Origin of the sequence: Halomonas sp. KG2 (assembly GCA_030440445.1) — a bacterium.
Classification (GTDB): Bacteria; Pseudomonadota; Gammaproteobacteria; order Pseudomonadales; family Halomonadaceae; genus Vreelandella.
Genome location: CP098528.1, coordinates 3,475,560 through 3,494,421 on the forward strand (window position 1 = coordinate 3,475,560; position 18,862 = coordinate 3,494,421).

14 protein-coding genes are annotated in these 18,862 nt (G+C 52.2%); 11 read left to right on the top strand and 3 right to left on the bottom strand.

Features of this window, described 5'->3' with window-relative positions; genetic code table 11:
* The first annotated feature begins 141 nt into the window (after positions 1 to 141).
* The 7 genes from ccoG to fnr all read left to right on the top strand — a co-directional run bounded on the left by ccoG (position 142) and on the right by fnr (position 7,861).
* Positions 142 to 1,578: a cytochrome c oxidase accessory protein CcoG gene (ccoG, locus tag NDQ72_16205; protein WKD27573.1), complete on the top strand. Its 1,437-nt coding sequence runs from the start codon at positions 142 to 144 to the stop codon at positions 1,576 to 1,578.
* Positions 1,579 to 1,585: 7 nt separating this feature from the next.
* The gene (locus tag NDQ72_16210) at positions 1,586 to 2,110 is read left to right on the top strand and encodes a FixH family protein (protein ID WKD27574.1); all 525 of its coding nucleotides are present in this window, start codon (positions 1,586 to 1,588) and stop codon (positions 2,108 to 2,110) included.
* Positions 2,107 to 4,584 (top strand): cadmium-translocating P-type ATPase, encoded by a 2,478-nt coding sequence (gene cadA, locus NDQ72_16215; GenBank protein WKD27575.1) that lies wholly within the window; start codon positions 2,107 to 2,109, stop codon positions 4,582 to 4,584. Before NDQ72_16210 ends, cadA begins: the two co-directional genes overlap by 4 nt.
* A complete protein-coding gene (gene ccoS / locus NDQ72_16220) occupies positions 4,581 to 4,802 on the top strand; it encodes a cbb3-type cytochrome oxidase assembly protein CcoS (protein ID WKD27576.1) in 222 nt (73 codons plus the stop codon). The genes cadA and ccoS overlap by 4 nt, the downstream gene beginning before the upstream one ends.
* Positions 4,799 to 5,494, top strand: a complete 696-nt coding sequence (locus tag NDQ72_16225; GenBank protein ID WKD27577.1) for a sulfite exporter TauE/SafE family protein — start codon at positions 4,799 to 4,801, stop codon at positions 5,492 to 5,494. Before ccoS ends, NDQ72_16225 begins: the two co-directional genes overlap by 4 nt.
* Positions 5,495 to 5,622: 128 nt before the next feature.
* Positions 5,623 to 7,050 (top strand): oxygen-independent coproporphyrinogen III oxidase, encoded by a 1,428-nt coding sequence (gene hemN, locus NDQ72_16230; protein WKD27578.1) that lies wholly within the window; start codon positions 5,623 to 5,625, stop codon positions 7,048 to 7,050.
* A 58-nt stretch (positions 7,051 to 7,108) separates the two neighbouring features.
* Positions 7,109 to 7,861, top strand: coding sequence for a fumarate/nitrate reduction transcriptional regulator Fnr (gene fnr / locus NDQ72_16235; protein WKD27579.1), 753 nt, complete (start codon positions 7,109 to 7,111; stop codon positions 7,859 to 7,861).
* On the opposite strand, the gene ttcA is transcribed toward fnr, so the two are convergent.
* From ttcA to NDQ72_16250, 3 genes are all read right to left on the bottom strand, one after another.
* A complete protein-coding gene (gene ttcA / locus NDQ72_16240; protein WKD30424.1) occupies positions 7,848 to 8,813 on the bottom strand; it encodes a tRNA 2-thiocytidine(32) synthetase TtcA in 966 nt (321 codons plus the stop codon). The genes fnr and ttcA overlap by 14 nt on opposite strands.
* 66 nt (positions 8,814 to 8,879) lie before the next feature.
* Positions 8,880 to 9,530, bottom strand: a complete 651-nt coding sequence (locus NDQ72_16245; GenBank protein ID WKD30425.1) for a DNA polymerase III subunit epsilon — start codon at positions 9,528 to 9,530, stop codon at positions 8,880 to 8,882.
* 5 nt (positions 9,531 to 9,535) lie between these two features.
* Positions 9,536 to 11,353 carry a DUF294 nucleotidyltransferase-like domain-containing protein gene (locus NDQ72_16250; GenBank protein WKD27580.1) on the bottom strand — a complete coding sequence of 606 codons (1,818 nt, stop codon included), beginning with the start codon at positions 11,351 to 11,353 and terminating at the stop codon, positions 9,536 to 9,538.
* 595 nt (positions 11,354 to 11,948) lie between these two features.
* On the opposite strand from NDQ72_16250, the gene NDQ72_16255 reads away from it, so the two are divergent.
* From NDQ72_16255 to NDQ72_16270, 4 genes are all read left to right on the top strand, one after another.
* Positions 11,949 to 12,209 (top strand): DUF4212 domain-containing protein, encoded by a 261-nt coding sequence (locus tag NDQ72_16255; GenBank protein WKD27581.1) that lies wholly within the window; start codon positions 11,949 to 11,951, stop codon positions 12,207 to 12,209.
* Positions 12,210 to 12,215: 6 nt separating this feature from the next.
* Positions 12,216 to 13,997, top strand: coding sequence for a cation acetate symporter (locus tag NDQ72_16260; GenBank protein ID WKD27582.1), 1,782 nt, complete (start codon positions 12,216 to 12,218; stop codon positions 13,995 to 13,997).
* Between the two features lie 106 nt (positions 13,998 to 14,103).
* Positions 14,104 to 14,634, top strand: coding sequence for a hypothetical protein (locus NDQ72_16265; GenBank protein ID WKD27583.1), 531 nt, complete (start codon positions 14,104 to 14,106; stop codon positions 14,632 to 14,634).
* Between the two features lie 95 nt (positions 14,635 to 14,729).
* On the top strand, positions 14,730 to 18,677 hold the full coding sequence (locus tag NDQ72_16270) for a PAS-domain containing protein (GenBank protein ID WKD27584.1): 3,948 nt from the start codon (positions 14,730 to 14,732) through the stop codon (positions 18,675 to 18,677).
* The last annotated feature ends 185 nt before the right edge of the window (positions 18,678 to 18,862 follow it).

Consider the following 18,862-nt stretch of genomic DNA (forward strand, 5'->3'; position numbering starts at 1 on the left):
CGCCCATCCAGACACCCTTGCTATCCGTTACACTACTATTTAGCGACACGGCATACAGTTGTGTTATCTAGCGTCGCAGGTTTAACGCCACGATATCCATGCTGCCGCCCATTCCCGCCTTAGTGAGCTGCGATCATCGCCATGGAAAAAATACCTAGCCAAGATATTACGCCGCCGCCCGTTGGGCACCATACCCCTGGGGAAAGTACAACTCAGAGCATGTATGCCAAGCGCCGACATATTTATGTGCGCGAAATTAAAGGGCTCTTCCAGAAAGTAAGGCGCAGCGCCAACTGGGCGCTTATGCTCGGCTTCTTCCTGCTTCCATGGCTGAACTGGGGCGACCGCCCTGCCATCTGGTTTGACCTTCCAGGCCGAGAGTTTCATATTTTTGCTGCCACATTTTATCCCCAAGAGTTCGTATTACTTTCGTGGCTGCTTATTATCTGTGCCTTTGGACTATTTTTTATTACTGTTTTTGCTGGACGCGTTTGGTGCGGCTATACCTGCCCACAAAGCGTCTGGACATTCTTATTTATTTGGCTTGAGCACCGCATAGAGGGATCTAGAAACCACCGTATTAAGCTCGACAAGCAGCCAATGAATGCTGACAAAGCGTGGCGGAAAGGAGCTAAACATTCCGCTTGGTTACTGATTTCTTTGGCTACTGGCATTACTTTTGTGGGTTACTTCACCCCCATCCGCACGCTAGTAACGGAACTGCCTACGCTAGAAGCCCATGGCTGGTCCTATTTTTGGGTTGGCTTCTTTTTAGTATTTACCTATTTAAATGCAGGCTGGCTGCGCGAGCAGGTGTGTATTTACATGTGCCCCTACGCGCGCTTCCAATCAGTCATGTTTGATCGCGACACGCTGATCGTGTCGTACGACGAAGCACGCGGCGAGCCAAGAGGTCGGCGGAAGAAGTCGCTTAGCCATACTCAGGCGAGAGAAGCCGGCTTTGGCGACTGTATAGACTGCGAGCTATGCGTTCAGGTTTGCCCAACAGGTATTGATATTCGTGATGGGCTCCAGTACGAGTGCATTACCTGTGCAGCCTGCATTGATGCCTGTGACAGCGTCATGGACAAAATGGGCTACCCCAAAGGGCTTATTCGCTACACAACGGAAAATGCGCTAGAAGGCAAGAAAAGCCACATCTTACGGCCTCGACTGCTGGGCTACTTTGCCGCGCTGATTATTATGGTCGTTGCGTTTGCCTGGGCGGTTAACGACCGCATACCACTTAGTTTCGACGCCGAGCGTGAGCGCACACAGCTGTATCAAATGACCCGAGAAGGGCAAATCAGCAATGTTTACAGCCTTACAGTGCGTAACCTTGATAACCAGCCACACACTTACCAAATCAGTGTGTTAGGCCTACCCAGCTTAACGCTAGATAGCGCGTCGATTAGCGTGCCAGCAGGCGAATCTCGCATTCAGGTAGTCACCGTACTTGCAAACCCTCAAGATCTAAGCCAGCCCAGCCACCCCATTACTTTTGTGCTACAAGCACAACAAGATGAGCAAATCCGTCAGGAGCGTGAAGCCCGCTTCTTAGGTAACGCCAGGAGATAAATGCGTTATGTCAGACCCTACGATTACGCCTTGGTACAAACAGTTCTGGCCATGGTTTTTGTTAGGCTTGCTGTTCTCCTCCATTATTGTCAGCACGACCTTTGCGGTTATGTCGATCAAAAGCTACGACGGTATGGTGGTACAAGAAGATTACTACGAGCACGGCAAAGCAATTAACATGGTATTCGCCAAGCAAGAGCAAGCGCGCGCTTTAAATTTAAGTGCCGAGTTACGCATTGATCCGCTGACCAGCGATATTGTTGTTGATCTTGCGGGTGATGCTCGCCCAGATAAGCTCTATCTAGATCTTATCTTTCCCACCGAAGACGATCGTGACCAGTCGTTTGTACTAGAGCATGTGCGCGAAGGCCGCTACATCACTCAAGGACCTGACAATCTGCGCTATCGCTGGTATCTACAGCTACAGCCAGAGCAAGGCGATGAATCAGAATGGCGCCTTATCGGAGAAGCACGCTTTCCTGACGAAAACACGATTGCACTACTACCTGGCGGGCGCTCGGAGAACGAATGACCACGACCGCCCTTAGCTGCTACCACTGCGGCAACCCGGTGCCCGAAGGGGCACCGTGGCGAATTAACATTGACGACACATCCAAACCACTATGCTGCCCAGGTTGCGAAGCCGTCGCCCACGCCATCGTTGATGGCGGGTTGGAGAGCTATTATCGCTATCGCACAGAAATGCCAGAGCGCCCTGACGAGCGCCAAGCTGCCAAAGCAGAAACCTGGTCGGTATTTGATGACCCAGGGCTGCAAGCGCAGTTTGTTCACCCAGAGGGTGACGAAGGACAAGTACGAGCCACACTAGCAATAGACGGCATCACCTGTGCAGCCTGCGCCTGGCTCATTGAACACCGTTTGAATGCACTTGATGGCGTTACTTCTAGCGCGGTCAACCTTACCCATCATCGCCTACGTGTGAGCTGGGACCCCGCCGTCATCAACCTCTCACAGCTGTTCGCTGAACTAGCGGCCATTGGCTACGATGCGCAGCCCTATGAACCTGATCAAGCCCAAACGCGCTTACAACATGAAGAACGCATGAATGTGCGCCGCCTGATTGTCGCGGCTGTCGGGATGATGCAGGTCATGATGTTCTCCATTCCCATTTATGTATCGGGGCCAGGTGAGCTTAGCGAAGACTTTTACGCTCTGTTTCACTGGCTATCGTTTGCCCTAGCCACGCCCGTGGTATTTTTCTCAGCGCAGCCTTTTTTCCGTAACGCATTGCGTGATCTGAAAACCGGCGTTCTTGGCATGGATGTGCCGGTCTCGCTAGCCATTGGCGGCGCCTATTTGGCGAGCAGTTATGCAGTGCTGTTTAACGTTGGCGATGTTTATTTCGACTCGGTCGCCATGTTTACCTTCTTCTTGCTATTTGGCCGTTATGTAGAAGGTAGGGCCAGGCGGCGCAGCGGCCACAGCGGCAATGCGCTGAGCGGCGTTTTGCCAGTGTCTGCTATTCGCCTTGAAGCGGATGGCAGTGAACGCATTCTGCCTGCCAGTGAACTTAAAGAAGGCGACCGCGTGCTCATCAAGCCCGGTCATGGCGTTCCCGCTGACGGCATTATCGAAGACGGCGAATCCAGCCTTGATGAGTCGATGCTGACCGGCGAGTATTTGCCAGTGACTCGACGGGTAGGCGAAAGCGTGGTGGGTGGCAGCCAAAACATGGAAAACCCGCTCATCATAAAGGTAACCCATGCTGGCAATAGCGCCAGAGTGGCCGGTATTGTCGATTTAACCGATCGCGCCTTTGCAAGTCGCCCACGACTTGCCCAGATGGCGGCGCGTATGGCGCACCTGTTTGTATTACGACTGCTGATCGTTACCGCGTGTGTCACCGTAGCATGGTGGTTTATTGATCCATCTCGTGTGCTATGGGTACTACTCTCGGTATTAGTAGTCACTTGCCCTTGTGCACTGGCGCTGGCCACCCCCACTGCGCTGACAGCAGGGCATGGCCAATTGCGCCAGCGAGGCGTACTAATTACACGTGCTGACGCGATCGAATCACTCTCCAACGTCACCCGCGTGATCTTTGATAAGACCGGTACGCTGACCCGCGGCGAAATGCAGCTGACCCAAACGCACCCTATTGACCAACAGCATCTCGCCCACAGCGATACGACGCTCAGTGAAGAGCATGCCCAAGCCATCGCGGCGGCGCTAGAGGCACACTCTGAACACCCCATAGCCAGAGCTTTTCGCCCATTTAGAGATGCCACTCTGCAGGCACGCAACATCAAAAGTGTGACTGGAAGCGGGCTAGAAGGCACTTTAAACGGCGCAACATGGCGATTAGGCAAACCTGATTTTGCGACGACAACCACACTGCCTCCACCAAGCACCGGCCAGTGGCTTTTACTCAGTGAAAACAGCGCACCACGTGCCTGGTTCAAGCTACACGATGGCATTCGTGAAGATGCGGCTCAAACCGTTGCCGCACTTCAAGCCCGTGGATTGGAAGTAGAACTACTTTCTGGTGACACGCAAGAAGCGGTAGAGAGCTTGGCAGAACAGCTCAATATTACCACGTGGCACGCTGGCAAATCGCCTGAGGGCAAGCTGGCACGACTACGTGAGTTACAAGCCAGCGGTGAGCGTGTCGTGATGATCGGTGACGGTATCAATGATGTGCCGGTATTAGCTGGCGCTGACGTTGCCATTGCTATGAATGGCGCCACAGACCTCGCCCGTACCCGCGCCGACGCGATATTGCTCAGTCCACGCCTAATGCGTATTTTTGAGGCGATTGATATTTCCTGCGCCACACGCCGAATTATGCGCCAAAATATGATGTGGTCGGTTTGCTACAACTTTTCGGCACTGCCTTTAGCAGCAATGGGGTTAATCCCCCCCTGGCTCGCTGCGATTGGCATGTCGCTAAGCTCCCTGATTGTGGTAGGTAACGCGCTGCGTCTTACTCGCTGGCGTACCCCGCCCGCCCCTCAGATTGCCCTATCAACACCGGTGACGGCATGACGATTTTATACTTACTGATTCCACTTTCACTCACTCTTCTGGGCCTCGCGGTGTGGGCGTTTTTCTGGGCCGTGAAGCACGACCAGTTTGACGATTTGGAAGGCCCAGCCCACCGCATTCTATTCGACGATGATGAGAATGACCTGACTCCCGAGCAGCGTGCCGCACGTAAAAAAAGCGGCTCTTCTTCTCAAGATAACCAAGAGCCGCCCGCATGAATCCGACGGGACTTGATTTACCGCCCCTGCTAGCCGCGTTTGTATTTGGCTTAATGGGCGGCGCCCACTGTATCGGCATGTGTGGCGGCATTATGAGCGCGCTGACCTTTGCCGTACCGCCTAGCATGCGACACCCTGCCCGCATGGGTGGGCTGCTGATTAGCTATAACGCCGGACGCATTCTCAGCTATATGGTGGCGGGTGCCATTGTTGCTGCACTTGGCACACTTATCTCACTTTCTCCGTCTGCACGTGTTGCATTGCAGGCTTTCGCCGCATTGATGCTCATCTTAATGGCGCTCTATATCGCCAACTGGTGGAAAGGACTGCTGAAAGTAGAAGCGGTGGGAAGGCACCTTTGGCGATATATTGAGCCAGTGGGAAGACGCCTGATGCCTGTCGTCCATCTTCCTCAAGCCTTCGCCCTAGGGACACTGTGGGGCTGGCTGCCCTGTGGGCTGGTTTACTCCATGCTAGCCTGGAGCTTAGCGATTGCAGACCCACTCGATGGCGCGCTTCTAATGGGGGCTTTTGGCCTGGGTACACTCCCTGCTCTGCTGGCAACAGGACTTGCAGCACAGCAGTTAAGCCATTTAATTCGCCACCCTGCCACTCGCAGCGTCGCCGCACTGTCGATTATAAGTTTCGCCCTTTGGCAGCTATGGACGCTTATTCCTCTAACAGCGCATTAGTCAGACCCTCCTATAGTTTGATATAGCTCAACGCATTCCAAGTGACACCGACGTAGCATGCCGAGAGAACACTGAGCGACGGCGCTCAGTCACTCCTTTTGTTTACTTCTCACTTCGGAGCGCTCGCCATGCCCGTTCATGCCACTGCTGCCTTCTCACCTACCAACACTGATGTGTCTGGGGCTAATGCCTGGAATGAAACGCTGCTGCGTCGCTATGACAAAAGTGGCCCACGTTACACGTCCTACCCGACAGCTCTAGCGTTTCATGAGCAGTTTAGTGCCGATGACTTTACTCAGGCGCTAGCGCGCAGTAACGAGAGCCACCGCCCGCTATCACTGTATGTACATGTACCCTTTTGTCGAAAAATTTGCTTCTACTGCGCTTGCAATAAAATCGCAACGAAGAATACCGCCCTTGCAGAACCTTACCTTTCTCGGCTAGATCGAGAAATGGTGCTCACTGCCCGCCATTTAGACACTTCACGCCCGGTGCAACAGTTACACTGGGGTGGTGGTACGCCCACATTTCTAACCTTGGCACAGATGGGGGACCTAATTGACCGCCTAGATGCCCGTTTTGGTTTATCTAGCTCAGCCGATCGCGATTACGCTATTGAAATAGATCCTCGTGAAGCAGATGTATTTACGTTGCGCCATCTACAGTCTCTCGGCTTTAATCGACTAAGCCTTGGCGTGCAGGATTTAAATCTGCAGGTACAAAAAGCCATCAACCGAGTACAACCCCGGGTACTCACCGAAACGTTGATGGAAGAAGCACACCGTCTTGGTTTTCGCTCACTCAATCTTGATTTAATTTATGGGCTGCCATTTCAAACCGAAAAAAGCTTTGCTGAGACGCTAAGTCAAGTCATCGAACTCAACCCGGCACGGCTGTCCGTATTTAATTATGCGCACATGCCCACCCGCTTTGCGCCACAACGACGCATTAACGAAACGGACCTCCCCAGCGCTGATGAAAAGCTGGCTATTTTGCATACCACCATAGAAATGCTGACTAACGCAGGCTATGTGCATATTGGCATGGATCACTTTGCACGACCTGACGATAGCCTGGCGATTGCACAGCGCAACGGCACCTTACAACGCAATTTCCAGGGCTACTCTAGCCATGCACAGTGCGATTTAGTTGGCTTAGGCGTATCCGCTATATCACGGGTTGACGACGTTTACGCACAAAACCCGACTCAGCTTGACCAATATGAAGCAGCCTTAGATCAAGGTAAGCTGGCAACCGTCAAAGGATTAAGGTTAAATAAGGACGACCTAATACGAAGAGACGTGATTGAACGGCTAATGTGCGACATGCACATTGATCTAGCGGCAGTTGGAAAGCGTTGGCACATCGATGCTAATGACTATTTCTCCACCGCAATTGAGCAATTGAAGACAGCTGAGCAAGACGGCTTAATCACTCGCCATCAGCAAGTTATTAGCGCCACCCCCACTGGACGGCTGCTGATTCGCCATTTGGCGATGGCCTTTGATGCTCGCCTAGCTGATCAGCCTACTCAGCGCTACTCTAAGATTGTATAAGCTTCTTGAGACGTCTTGCCTCTGGGCCTATGATGGCTAACGAGAAAGGGAGAATGATATGCCACACCCCGCCAGCCAACGACGCTCACTGCTGCAAGAGGCGCGCTGTCAGACCTGTAGCCTAAGCTCGTTGTGTCTACCGCTCGCCTTAGAGCTTGAGGACATGAGCCAGTTTGATGCCATCATTCGCCGCCGCGCACCGCTCAAAAAAGGCGAGCCCCTGTTTCGCCAGGGTGATCACTTCACCAGTGTGTATGCCGTCCGCTCAGGCAGCCTGAAACAGGTGACCAGCGAAGGGAACGGCAATGATCAGCTGACAAATTTCTACCTTCCCAGCGAACTAGTAGGATTAGATGGAATTGACGAAGAGCACTACCCCGGTAGCGTCATTGCACTGGAAACCACAACGGTATGTGAGATCCCATTTGACCGTTTGGACCTGCTTTCCGAAGAACTGCCCGAACTACGTGGCCAGCTTTATCGGAGCATGAGCAAAGAATTGCGAGATGACCGGCGCATGATGCGCTTGCTATCGCGCAAGACGGCCGATCAACGACTAGCCAGCTTTTTAGTCACCCTTTCAGACCGTTTTCGCCGACGTGGATACTCGCCTTATAGCTTCAGACTCTCCATGTCCCGCGCCGACATCGGCAATTACTTAGGCTTGGCGGTAGAAACGGTCAGCCGTATTCTTAGCCGCTTTCAACAGCAAGAGGTGGTGGCTGTTTCAGGGCGCGAGGTTAATATTTTAGATATGCGGCGCCTCATCACGCTAGCTGAAGAGGAAGAACAGTCGGCTAGTCCACGCTAAGCGCCTGAATACGCCCTTCCATCAACGCCGCTTGTTTGGCTTCAAGGCCAGCAAAGTCAAATAAACGGCGGTCTGCTAGCTGGGAAGGCGCTACATTGGTCACCGCTTTAAACATGCTTTCTAGGCGTCCTGGATGTTTTTTATCCCACTCAGCCAACATATCTTTGACGACTTGACGCTGGAGATTGGGCTGAGAGCCACATAAGTTGCAGGGGATAATGGGGAATTCCATTAGCCGAGAAAACTCTGCAATATCAGCCTCTTTGCAGTAGGCAAGGGGGCGAATGACAATATTCTTGCCATCGTCAGATAAAAGCTTGGGAGGCATTGCTTTCAAAGTGCCACCAAAGAACATGTTAAGAAATAACGTTTCTAAAATATCTTCACGATGATGCCCTAAGGCAATTTTCGTTGCCCCAATTTCCTCGGCAAACCCATAAAGAGAGCCACGTCTTAGTCGTGAGCAGAGCGCGCAGGTCGTTTTTCCTTCTGGGGTTTTCTCTTTCACCACCGAGTAGGTGTCACGCTCTAGAATGTGGTATTCAACCCCCACTTTATCTAGGTACTGGGGCAGCACATGCTCCGGGAAGCCTGGCTGTTTTTGATCCATATTGACGGCGACCAGAGAGAAGTTAACCGGCGCGTTGCGCTGCAGGTTAAGCAGTATCTCCAGCATCGTATAGCTATCTTTGCCGCCAGACAGGCACACCATCACTTTGTCACCTTCACCAATCATTTGATAATCAATGATGGCGTTGCCAACCTCTCGCCGTAAGCGCTTTTGTAGCTTATTAAATTCACGCTTTTGTTTAGCGGCGTGATGCTCGGATGGTGTCTGTGCGCTATTAACAGCAGGGCTGTCAACAGAAACAGTATCAGGCGCTGCGGGGTCAAAATAGTCAGGTTGTAGCATGGTGTAGGCACTGCCGATGGTAGAAGAAGCAGCGGGCATTCTAACAAGACTCACCACGTCCACCCAAGATAAACCCGTGGATTCATCCCGTGAGGATAGTAACGACTATCCCTGCTGGGCGATCTCGCGCTGCAAACGCAGATATAAAAGCGCGCTTGCGGTTGCATCCCCCAGCACTCCCATCCATTGAAGAGCGGGCATTTGCCAACGAGCGAGCGCTTCGGTTAGGCGGCCGTTCGTCTCACACTGCGGATGTAAGCGACGCAGTTGGCGATAGTGTAGCTTACCAACATCGACCTGGGCATTGGGCAAACCAAATCCCAACCCTGCTTTAAACAAAAGATTTAGGTGTTCCACCGAGCGGCCTAACTGCCAACCAATTAGCGGCCGATTACCAATGAATTCAGCTAGCGCCCCAAGATGCTCAGCGTTAGGCGCCAGCACCATGTCCGTCGCATACAGCTGATGATGTCGCCGCAGCGCGGGGACGTTGCTGTTCTGCTCTTCTGCCAGGGTAGCCACCCAGGCTCGGCTGGTCTGCACTCTCCCTGGGCTTAAGACAACAGCAGCGACGCTGACCACCGGCGCTTGGCCTGGGCTAACCTGGCAGGCAAGCGCCACCATTTCTTCCCCCATGTAGGGCTGAAACAGCCATGCGTAGGGGGAATCTGCCCAGCGTCGGCGGTCGCTTTCGCGCTGCATTAATGTACGCAGCGAGCCACTGAGCAGTGACATATGCCGGTCTAACAAGCGCATTCCGCTCACGAATACTCCAAATGATAACGATGGGAGAGCCGCTGTTTAAAATCTTTTACGATATGCAGCGCCTCACGCAACAGGTCACGCTCAAGGGACGAGAGTTCTTGCACCACCACACGGTTGCTACGCTGCTGAGTCGATGCTTCTGCTGTCTGCAATTGCTGCTTTAAACGTAGTTCGGTAAACAGCGCCAACGCCTCGCCCAGGTCGTCAGCAAAACGGCGATCAAGACGACCATCTTCTGCTAAAGCGTCCAAGCGATCTAAGGTGGAAGTAGCATTAATGCGTCGCTCGAGGGCCATTGTGCGCACCCCATGAACAATGGGGAAAATACCGCCTTTTTTAATATCGATCCCATGCTGGGGCTTTTTTAAGGAGCCAAATAGCGTTAGCGGTGTTGAGAAACGCAGTGCAGCGCGCGCAAAGTAGGACAGCAATAGCTCATCCCGTGAGCAGCGTTCAAACAGCTCCGCACGCACACTGTCTAGCAATTGCGGATTACCAGCCACACCATGGGCATCCAGTAAAATCGCCAGCTTCATTAGACTATCGCCATCTCTTGCACTCACCCACTTAGCAATGTTGTTTTTCCATTGCGACACAGTGCCAACCCATTCAGGATTAGACACCATGATATTACCTGGGCATGGTGGATAGCCGAGCTGAATCAGCGTTTGAGTAAGCACATTCATGTCTTCGGCAAGCGAAGGCCATTGGCTGTCATCGGCTAAAATCAGGCCATTATCTTGATCTGTTTTAAGAATTTGTTCGCCGCGCCCTTCGCTCCCCATCACCATTAGGCAACTTTGGGAGTGATACTGCTCAGGAATAACAAATGACCACGCTTTATTGATGATTCGGCCATTCAACGCGGCCAGTAGGTCCATGGCAAAACGTAGTTTGACCCCTTGCGCCATAAGCGCATTCACCAATTCTGGCGTGCGTTGGCTGGCAGCCGCCAATGCTTCTAAGCTATTTGCCTGCTCCACCTGCAGACTAACGACATAGCTACGGCTCGAAAAATAGCTAAGTACATCCGTTAGCTCCACCACCCCTTTCAGGGCGCCCTGTTCCATAACCACCACCCGCGTTACTTTATGCCGCGTCATCAGCACGAGCGCTTCAAATAAGTATTGATGGGGGGTAACGGTCACCAACGAGAAATGGGCAACATCCTCAACGGGCGCTGTATGTTCATAGTTATTCAGCACGACACCATTGAGCAAATCGGTTTTAGTGACAATGCCAAACTCGCCCTGGGTTTTGACTAGCAAGCTATCTGCATGACTATCGTTGAGCTGACGCACCGCGCTGGCAATATCTGTCGATGCATCCATGATAAGAGGTTCACGCATACATTCGCTGACTTTAGCCAACATAAAACCGGCCATGGTCACGCCGCCTTCGGCACGCTTTTCAGTCATTAACCGCGCTTTGTGAGATAGCGACTGTTTGAAGAAATTTTCGAAGTCAGGATGATGACGGCATAGTTTTATAAATAGCGCCTTGGGCATCACATAGCACAAGCACTCTTGCTCAGCTTGGAAGCGATAGCGGCTTTTGCCATTCAGAATACTAATGGCGCCAAACAGATCACCAGCCGTGTAGTGCCCAATCCGTGCACTGGACGCTGGCAGGGTAGGATCCAGTTCAGCAACTTCGCCCTTGTGAATCAAAAATACTGATTCACCCGCTTGCCCCATCTCGATAATAATTTCATCACGATCAAAATAGGCGATGTCCATACCACGACGAACGTGGTCACGCCCTTCATCATCAATTAATGTGAAGGGCAATTGGGAAAGATCAACGTCAATCATGAGTGACCCCAGTTAATCGCGATGAAGAACACAATGGCTTAAGGTTTGATTGCTTTTTAACCAGCGCCTTTATTATACCTTTTGCTATACCGCTAACGTCGCAAAGACGTTTGTTTAGCGACCAAAGTAGCGACACGAACTAGCAAACTTGGCCATTTAATATACCACCTATTAAAAGTAGCAAACATTGCTTTTAAGCGACCCATAGACCATCGTCCTATCACCTAGATAAAAAAGCTAAAAAAACTTCAAAAACAGGTGTTTATTTTCAAAAATAAACATCACAATACGTACTGAAAGCTCATTGATACCAAAGTCTGGGATTTATTTTTTGCAATTATTGCCCACTATTAACAACGGGCTATACAGGATGTTCACGTGGCACTTGTTAAACACTTATCAAGGCACTGAAGAAAACCTTGCCAAACCATTAACCAGCAGAGCAACTTAACCAACAAGATGATATGCGTCTAATCGCACTAAATCATCGCAGACAACTAAAAGAGCGGTTTTCTATGAAGGATTGCCCTAATGGATCACACGCTATCCTGAGTTAACTTTCCAACCCTAAAAATCACAACTGGAGAGCACCACAATGGCAGATGACAAATCCAACGCTGCTGAATACTGGAAAGCCAACGTCCGATTAATCTTTGGATGCTTGGCCGTTTGGGCGTTCGTTTCTTATGGATGTGCCATCCTCTTTCGTCCGCTGCTAGCGGGCATTCCCGTTGGTGGGACTGACTTGGGCTTTTGGTTCGCTCAACAGGGCTCCATCCTCACCTTCATCGTACTGATCTTCTTCTATGCCTGGAGAATGAACAAACTCGATGCAAAATTCGGCCTTGGGGAGTAAGCCAGTATGAGCCAGTTTGCCATTAACCTATTATTTGTCGGCGCGTCGTTTGCGCTCTATATCGGGATTGCGATATGGGCTCGAGCCGGGTCGACCAAAGACTTCTACGTTGCCGGTGGCGGCGTTCACCCTATCACCAACGGTATGGCGACTGCCGCTGACTGGATGTCAGCTGCATCGTTTATTTCAATGGCCGGCCTGCTAGCATCTGGCGGGTACGCTAACTCCACCTTCTTGATGGGCTGGACAGGTGGTTACGTTATCCTGGCAATGCTGCTAGCGCCTTACCTGCGTAAGTTTGGCAAGTTTACAGTGCCCGACTTTATTGGTGACCGCTTCTATAGCAACACTGCGCGCTTCGTCGCGATTGTGTGTTTGATCGTTGCCTCTGTTACTTACGTTATCGGCCAAATGACCGGTGCTGGCGTTGCTTTCTCGCGCTTCTTGGAAGTCAGTAACACCTGGGGTATCTGGATCGCAGCGCTGATTGTGTTCCTGTACGCCGTTTTTGGCGGCATGAAAGGTATTACCTACACGCAGGTTGCTCAGTACGTGGTACTTATCATCGCCTACACTATTCCGGCGGTGTTCATTGCCATGCAACTAACCGGCAACCCAATTCCGATGTTCGGTATGTTCAGTACCCATACGGAGTCTGGCATTCCGCTGCTGACCAAGTTGGATGAAGTCGTTACTGCGCTTGGTTTCCGCGACTATACCGCCGACGTCGATAATAAGCTGAACATGGTGCTGTTTACTCTGTCGCTAATGGTGGGTACTGCTGGTTTACCCCACGTTATTATTCGCTTTTTCACTGTGCCGAAAGTTGCTGATGCACGCTGGTCCGCTGGTTGGGCACTCGTGTTTATTGCCCTGCTGTATCTCACCGCCCCCGCGGTTGGCTCCATGGCACGCTTGAACTTGGCTACCACCGTCTATCCAGAGATGGCGGGGCAGGTAGAGAACTACGAAGAAGCCGCCCTCAATCCGATTCTCTACGCAGACCGCCCTGAGTGGGTGCGCACTTGGGAAGAAACTGGGCTTATTACTTTTAACGATCTCAATAACGACGGCCGCATCCAAATGTACAACGATGCTGTCGACTTTTCTGATCGTGGCTGGGAAGGTAACGAGCTAACCGTTAATAACGACATTCTCGTACTAGCTAACCCTGAAATTGCCAACTTGCCGGGCTGGGTTATCGGCCTTATTGCAGCAGGCGGTATCGCTGCGGCTCTTTCAACAGCGGCGGGTCTACTATTGGCCATCTCGTCAGCCATTAGTCACGATTTGATCAAAACAATGATCAATCCGAAGATCTCTGAGAAGGGTGAAATGCTGGCAGCACGTATTTCAATGGGCGGCGCGATTCTTCTGGCTACCTACCTTGGGCTTAATCCACCCGGGTTCGCAGCGCAGACGGTTGCACTTGCCTTTGGTATCGCTGGTGCCTCACTGTTCCCAGCGCTGATGATGGGCATTTTCTCCAAGCGCATGAACAGCAAAGGCGCGATTTGCGGCATGCTGGCAGGTCTGATCTGCACCTTGCTCTATATCTTCACCTATCTCGGTTGGTTCTTCGTTCCCGGCACCAACATGCTGGCTAACACGCCAGACAACTGGATCTTGGGCATTTCACCACTCTCCTTCGGTGCAATAGGCGCGATGATTAACTTTGCGGTTGCGTTTACTGTCTCTAGCGCAACGGAAGAGCCTCCGCAGGAGATTCAAGACCTGGTAGAAAGCGTTCGCTACCCGAAAGGTGCTGGTGTCGCGGTCGACCACTAAGTCATAATCGAATCCTCCTCTTTGGCACACTGCCATTAGATTCGGAATCGATACTTCTCATCGGGCTTCCTTAGGGGAGCCCGATGTCATTTAGAAAGGATATTTTATGATCTGGCATCTTGTTGCCGCTGTATTTGCAGGGCTTGCCGCCGCAGGGATAGGCCTATTACTTAGGACGCTTAGCCGTAAACGGCTGCCTAAATGGATTGTGCCCGTTTTTGGTGGCCTGGGTATGCTGGGGTATCAGGTCTCAACCGAATACAGCTGGTTTGAACACAAGCGCTCTCAACTACCTGAAACTGCCATCGTCATTTCCAGCGATACGTCTAGCGCCGTGTGGCGACCATGGACCTTTGTGTTTCCGATGACGACTAAATTCAGCATCGTTGATAGCGACAATGTGCGCGCTCGTCACATTGACGATGAGTTAATTGCCGAATTTATTCTCTATCAATTCGAACGCCGCCATACCGATATACTGACTACTCAGCCTTATGTGTTGAACTGCGCTCACCGCGAGATAGTCCCCCTGAATCCAGAGACGGGCGACGCTGAATTAAACGAGCGCCGCACACTGAGGGAAACCGCGCCTTTGTTAACAACCGTTTGCCAACTTGCCGCCGACCAGCAGACGTGATGCCCCTCCTTCGCCTAGAATAGGGGCTTTATTTAGATGATCGTTATTTGATATTAGATCGTCGCTAGGCGAAGCCTTCAACGTGGGGAGACGACATGTTTCATGGCGGTCTGCTGGTCGCGGTATCACTGCTTTACATTGCGGTGCTGTTTGGAATTGCCTGGTTCGGTGATCGCCGTGCACGGACTCACGGCGCCAGCCGCCGACGGCCAATCATCTACAGTTTGGCATTGGCCATTTACTGCACCTCGTGGACGTTTTACGGCGCAGTGGGGCAAGCAGCCACGGCTGGCTGGTCATTCGCCAGTATCTTTGTCGGGCCAATCTTAACGTTTTTACTGTTTTGGCCTGTTCTGGCAAAAATGATTCGTGTTGCCAAGCACCAAAACGTCACGTCAATCGCTGACTTTATTGCTTCCCGCTACGGCAAAACCCAATCCCTTGCAGCGTTTGCTAGTTTAGTTGCCCTCATTGGCACCCTGCCCTACATTGCCCTGCAGTTAAAAGCGGTGTCTACCACCTTTAGCGTTCTCACCGACGCAGCGGATATGACCCATACGCCGCTGTTTGGCGACACAGCGTTTTATGTCGCTATTGTCATGGCAATCTTCGCTATCCTTTTTGGCACTCGCCATACGGACGCGACAGAGCATCACGAAGGGCTGATTCATGCGGTAGCATTTGAGTCTCTTGTAAAACTGCTAGCGTTTGTCGTCCTTGGCGCTTTTGTTACCTGGGGCATGTTTGATGGCCTAGGCGAACTAATGGGCCACGCTGAAAGCCAACTGGAGTTGCAGCGCCAACTAGCCAATCAAGATTTTGGCCAAAGCTTCTGGGCGCAAACGCTGCTCGCCATGCTCGCCATACTTTGCCTGCCTCGCCAGTTTCATGTGGCAGTAGTGGAAAACACCCACCCAGATGATGCAACGAAAGCACGCTGGCTATTTCCTCTTTACCTACTCGCAGTCGCCTTTTTTGTGGTGCCTTTGGCGGCAGCCGGTCTACTGCTGTTTTCGGAAAGCGGGGTTGAGCCTGATACTTACGTACTTGCTCTTTCGATGGCGTCTGGCCAGCAGTGGCTGACCCTGCTCACCTTTATTGGCGGATTTTCTGCCGCGACAGGCATGGTTATTGTGGCGGCAGTGGCAGTATCCATCATGATTTCTAATGAAATTGTGATCCCAGCACTATTTAGGTTGCGTTGGTTCGACACAAAAGCTCGTGACTATGGCCGCTTAGTACTCCGCGCGCGCCGCCTGACGATTGTTGCTGTATTGGCAATGGCTTACGGCTTCTATCAGCTCATTGCCGAATTCACCTCGTTGGCCTCAATTGGCATGCTGTCCTTTGCGGCCGCCGCTCAGTTTGCCCCCGCACTCATCGGCGGGCTGTATTGGAAGCGCGGTAACCGCCTCGGCGTTATTGTTGGCATGAACGCAGGCTTTGCGATTTGGGCATACAGCTTGTTAATGCCGGCTATGATCAATGCCGGAGTACTGCCTCAAGCATGGCTGGCGGGCGGCCCCTTAGGGCTTAATTGGCTATCGCCGACAACCCTCTTTGGCTTAAACCTCAGCGATCCATTTACCCACGGAGTCATGCTGTCGCTGGGCATCAACTTGTTCTGCTATATCTTTGTGTCACAGGTGACTTCTCAGCGGGTCGTCGAGCGTATTCAGGCATCGCTGTTTGTCGATAGCGTAGAAACTCGTCAAACATCCGTAAACCGCCCATGGACAGGTGCCACCACTGTCGGTGACCTTAAAGTGCTGTGTGAGCGTTTTCTTGGGGCAGACCAAGTGGATCGTGCATTTGAGGATTACGCACGCCGCGCGGGAAAACCCATGGAAGATAGTTCACGGGCGTCTATCGACGTCATCCAATTTACTGAGCGCTTTCTTGCGTCAGTGTTAGGCGCATCGTCAGCACGCATAGTCGTTAACTCGGCGCTTCAGGGGCGCGGCATCGGCATTTCAGATGTCATTTCAATCGTTGATGAAGCCTCTCAAGTCTTAGAGTTCAACCGCGCACTACTGCAAGCCACCATTGAAAACATCAACCAGGGTATTAGCGTGGTTGACCAGAATTTGCGCTTGGTGGTGTGGAACCAGCGCTATTTAGAGCTGTTCCGCTTCCCTGATCACTTGATACGGGTCGGCGCCCCCATAGATCGTATTTTTCGCTACAACGCGCACAGCGGCGAATATGGCCCAGGAGACCCGGAAGAGCACGTCCAACTGCTGCTCGACAACATTCGCGACGGCCAGCCTCACCGCTATGTGCGCTATCGCCAAGATGGCAGCGTATTGGAAGTCCAAGGCAACCCGATGCCTGGTGGTGGTTTTGTCTATACCTATCAAGATATTACTCAGCAGAAGCGCATCGAAGAGGCGCTGATCCGCTCTGAAAACAACATCCGTATCTACACCGATAATGTGCCAGCGCTGATTGCCTACTTTGATAAAGAGTGCCGTTATCTATTTACCAACCGCGCCTACGAACAAGCTTTCGACATAGATCGTAATGCCGTGATTGGGCGCCGCTACGAAGACGTATTACCGGTTAAAAAAGCCGAAGAGCGCATGCCGTGGGTTCAACGAACACTGGCAGGCGAACGCGTTAGTTTTGAAGTCTCAATGCGCGTTAATGATGCCATGCGCTATATGCTGGTCACCTATACGCCCCACTTTGGTGATAGCCAATCGATTTTAGGCTTCTTCGCGCTTTATCAAGATATTACCGAGCGCCGCCAAGCCGAAATCGCCTTAAAAGTGACCAACGAAACCCTGGAAGAGCGCGTTCGCGAGCGCACGCAAGCACTTTCCGAGGCCAACGCGGCGCTGCGCCAAGAGAACCGTGTGCGCGCTGAAGCAGAGCAAGCGCTGCGCCAAGCGAAACAGTTAGCTGAAGATGCTAACGCTTCCAAAACGCGCTTTTTGGCTGCCGCTAGTCATGACTTGCTCCAGCCGCTGAACGCAGCCCGGCTGTTTACCTCTGCATTAATGCAGAACGTCACCGCTAGCGACACCCAGCGCACCATCAGCCATATTGATAACTCACTTCAAGCCGCTGAAGAGCTGCTTGGCACTCTGCTAGATATTTCAAAGCTTGATGCGGGTGCGCTTACACCGCGACGCAGCCATTTTGCACTCGCAGATATTATTCGCCCATTGCGTGCCGAATTTGAAGTGATGGCCGATGACCGTGGGCTGGATCTTGTCGTCGTACCGACGCAACAATGGGTAGATTCCGATCCGCAGATGCTTCGCCGGATTGTACAAAACTTTCTATCCAACGCGATTCGCTATACCCAAGAAGGTCGTGTACTTCTAGGCTGCCGCCGCCAAGCGGGACGGCTTTCCATAGAGGTATGGGATAGCGGGCCAGGTATTCCTGAATCTAAGCTAACGGAAATTTTCCAAGAGTTCCGCCGGTTGGATCAAGTTTCACGCCATAAAGAGAGTGAGAAAGGGCTCGGCTTAGGCCTCTCAATCGCCGATCGTATGAGCCGTGTACTTGACCACCCAATTAAGGTTCGATCCTGGGTAGGGGTGGGGACTGCATTCTGCGTCAGCGTTCCCATTGTTGCCGCCCTTGAAGTGACTTTAGCGGACCAGGAACCTCAAAACCGCCGTAGCGGTAATAAGTTAGCGGGTACCCGCATTGTGTGTATCGATAACGAAACGCTCATTTTAGAGGGCATGACGGCCATGCTGAGCGGCTGGGGATGTGAAGTATTTACGGCGACCAGCATTGGCGGCGCAAAATCGATTCTGCGCAACATGGACGGCGACCCCGACGCTATTTTGGCCGACTATCACCTGGACAACGAAGTCACGGGCTTGATGGCACTCGAAGCACTCAGCGAGCGCTTTGAGGGAGCCGTACCGGGCATTGTGATTACCGCCGACCGTACGGAAGCGGTGGCCGAGGAGATCAAGCGTGCGGGTTATCAACTGCTGCTTAAGCCGGTCAAACCCGCCGCGCTACGCGCGCTTTTAACTCGTACCCTTCAGGCTAGCCGAGCAGGAGGGAAAACGTAATGATACGGCGGATTGATGCATCACACTGTCATTCCCGAAGGGGGTTATCGGGAATCCACTTTGACCTTTCTCGCTGATGCCTAGGAGCCTGCTTCAAAATGGATTCCCGCTAAAAGCATGCGGGAATGACACAGTGGTGAGGAACGCGGGAATGACGGAGCCGCGAGATAGACGCACCACACCGT

What these genes read in the sequence shown, in the direction of transcription:
- NDQ72_16260 (WKD27582.1), top strand. Translation starts at nt 12,216, where the DNA reads ATGAGCCAGTTTGCCATTAACCTATTATTTGTCGGCGCGTCGTTTGCG.
- cadA (WKD27575.1), top strand. Translation starts at nt 2,107, where the DNA reads ATGACCACGACCGCCCTTAGCTGCTACCACTGCGGCAACCCGGTGCCC.
- ttcA (WKD30424.1), bottom strand. Translation starts at nt 8,813, where the DNA reads ATGCCCGCTGCTTCTTCTACCATCGGCAGTGCCTACACCATGCTACAA.
- fnr (WKD27579.1), top strand. Translation starts at nt 7,109, where the DNA reads ATGCCACACCCCGCCAGCCAACGACGCTCACTGCTGCAAGAGGCGCGC.
- ccoS (WKD27576.1), top strand. Translation starts at nt 4,581, where the DNA reads ATGACGATTTTATACTTACTGATTCCACTTTCACTCACTCTTCTGGGC.
- ccoG (WKD27573.1), top strand. Translation starts at nt 142, where the DNA reads ATGGAAAAAATACCTAGCCAAGATATTACGCCGCCGCCCGTTGGGCAC.
- NDQ72_16255 (WKD27581.1), top strand. Translation starts at nt 11,949, where the DNA reads ATGGCAGATGACAAATCCAACGCTGCTGAATACTGGAAAGCCAACGTC.
- NDQ72_16265 (WKD27583.1), top strand. Translation starts at nt 14,104, where the DNA reads ATGATCTGGCATCTTGTTGCCGCTGTATTTGCAGGGCTTGCCGCCGCA.
- NDQ72_16210 (WKD27574.1), top strand. Translation starts at nt 1,586, where the DNA reads ATGTCAGACCCTACGATTACGCCTTGGTACAAACAGTTCTGGCCATGG.
- NDQ72_16270 (WKD27584.1), top strand. Translation starts at nt 14,730, where the DNA reads ATGTTTCATGGCGGTCTGCTGGTCGCGGTATCACTGCTTTACATTGCG.
- NDQ72_16245 (WKD30425.1), bottom strand. Translation starts at nt 9,530, where the DNA reads ATGCGCTTGTTAGACCGGCATATGTCACTGCTCAGTGGCTCGCTGCGT.
- hemN (WKD27578.1), top strand. Translation starts at nt 5,623, where the DNA reads ATGCCCGTTCATGCCACTGCTGCCTTCTCACCTACCAACACTGATGTG.
- NDQ72_16225 (WKD27577.1), top strand. Translation starts at nt 4,799, where the DNA reads ATGAATCCGACGGGACTTGATTTACCGCCCCTGCTAGCCGCGTTTGTA.
- NDQ72_16250 (WKD27580.1), bottom strand. Translation starts at nt 11,353, where the DNA reads ATGATTGACGTTGATCTTTCCCAATTGCCCTTCACATTAATTGATGAT.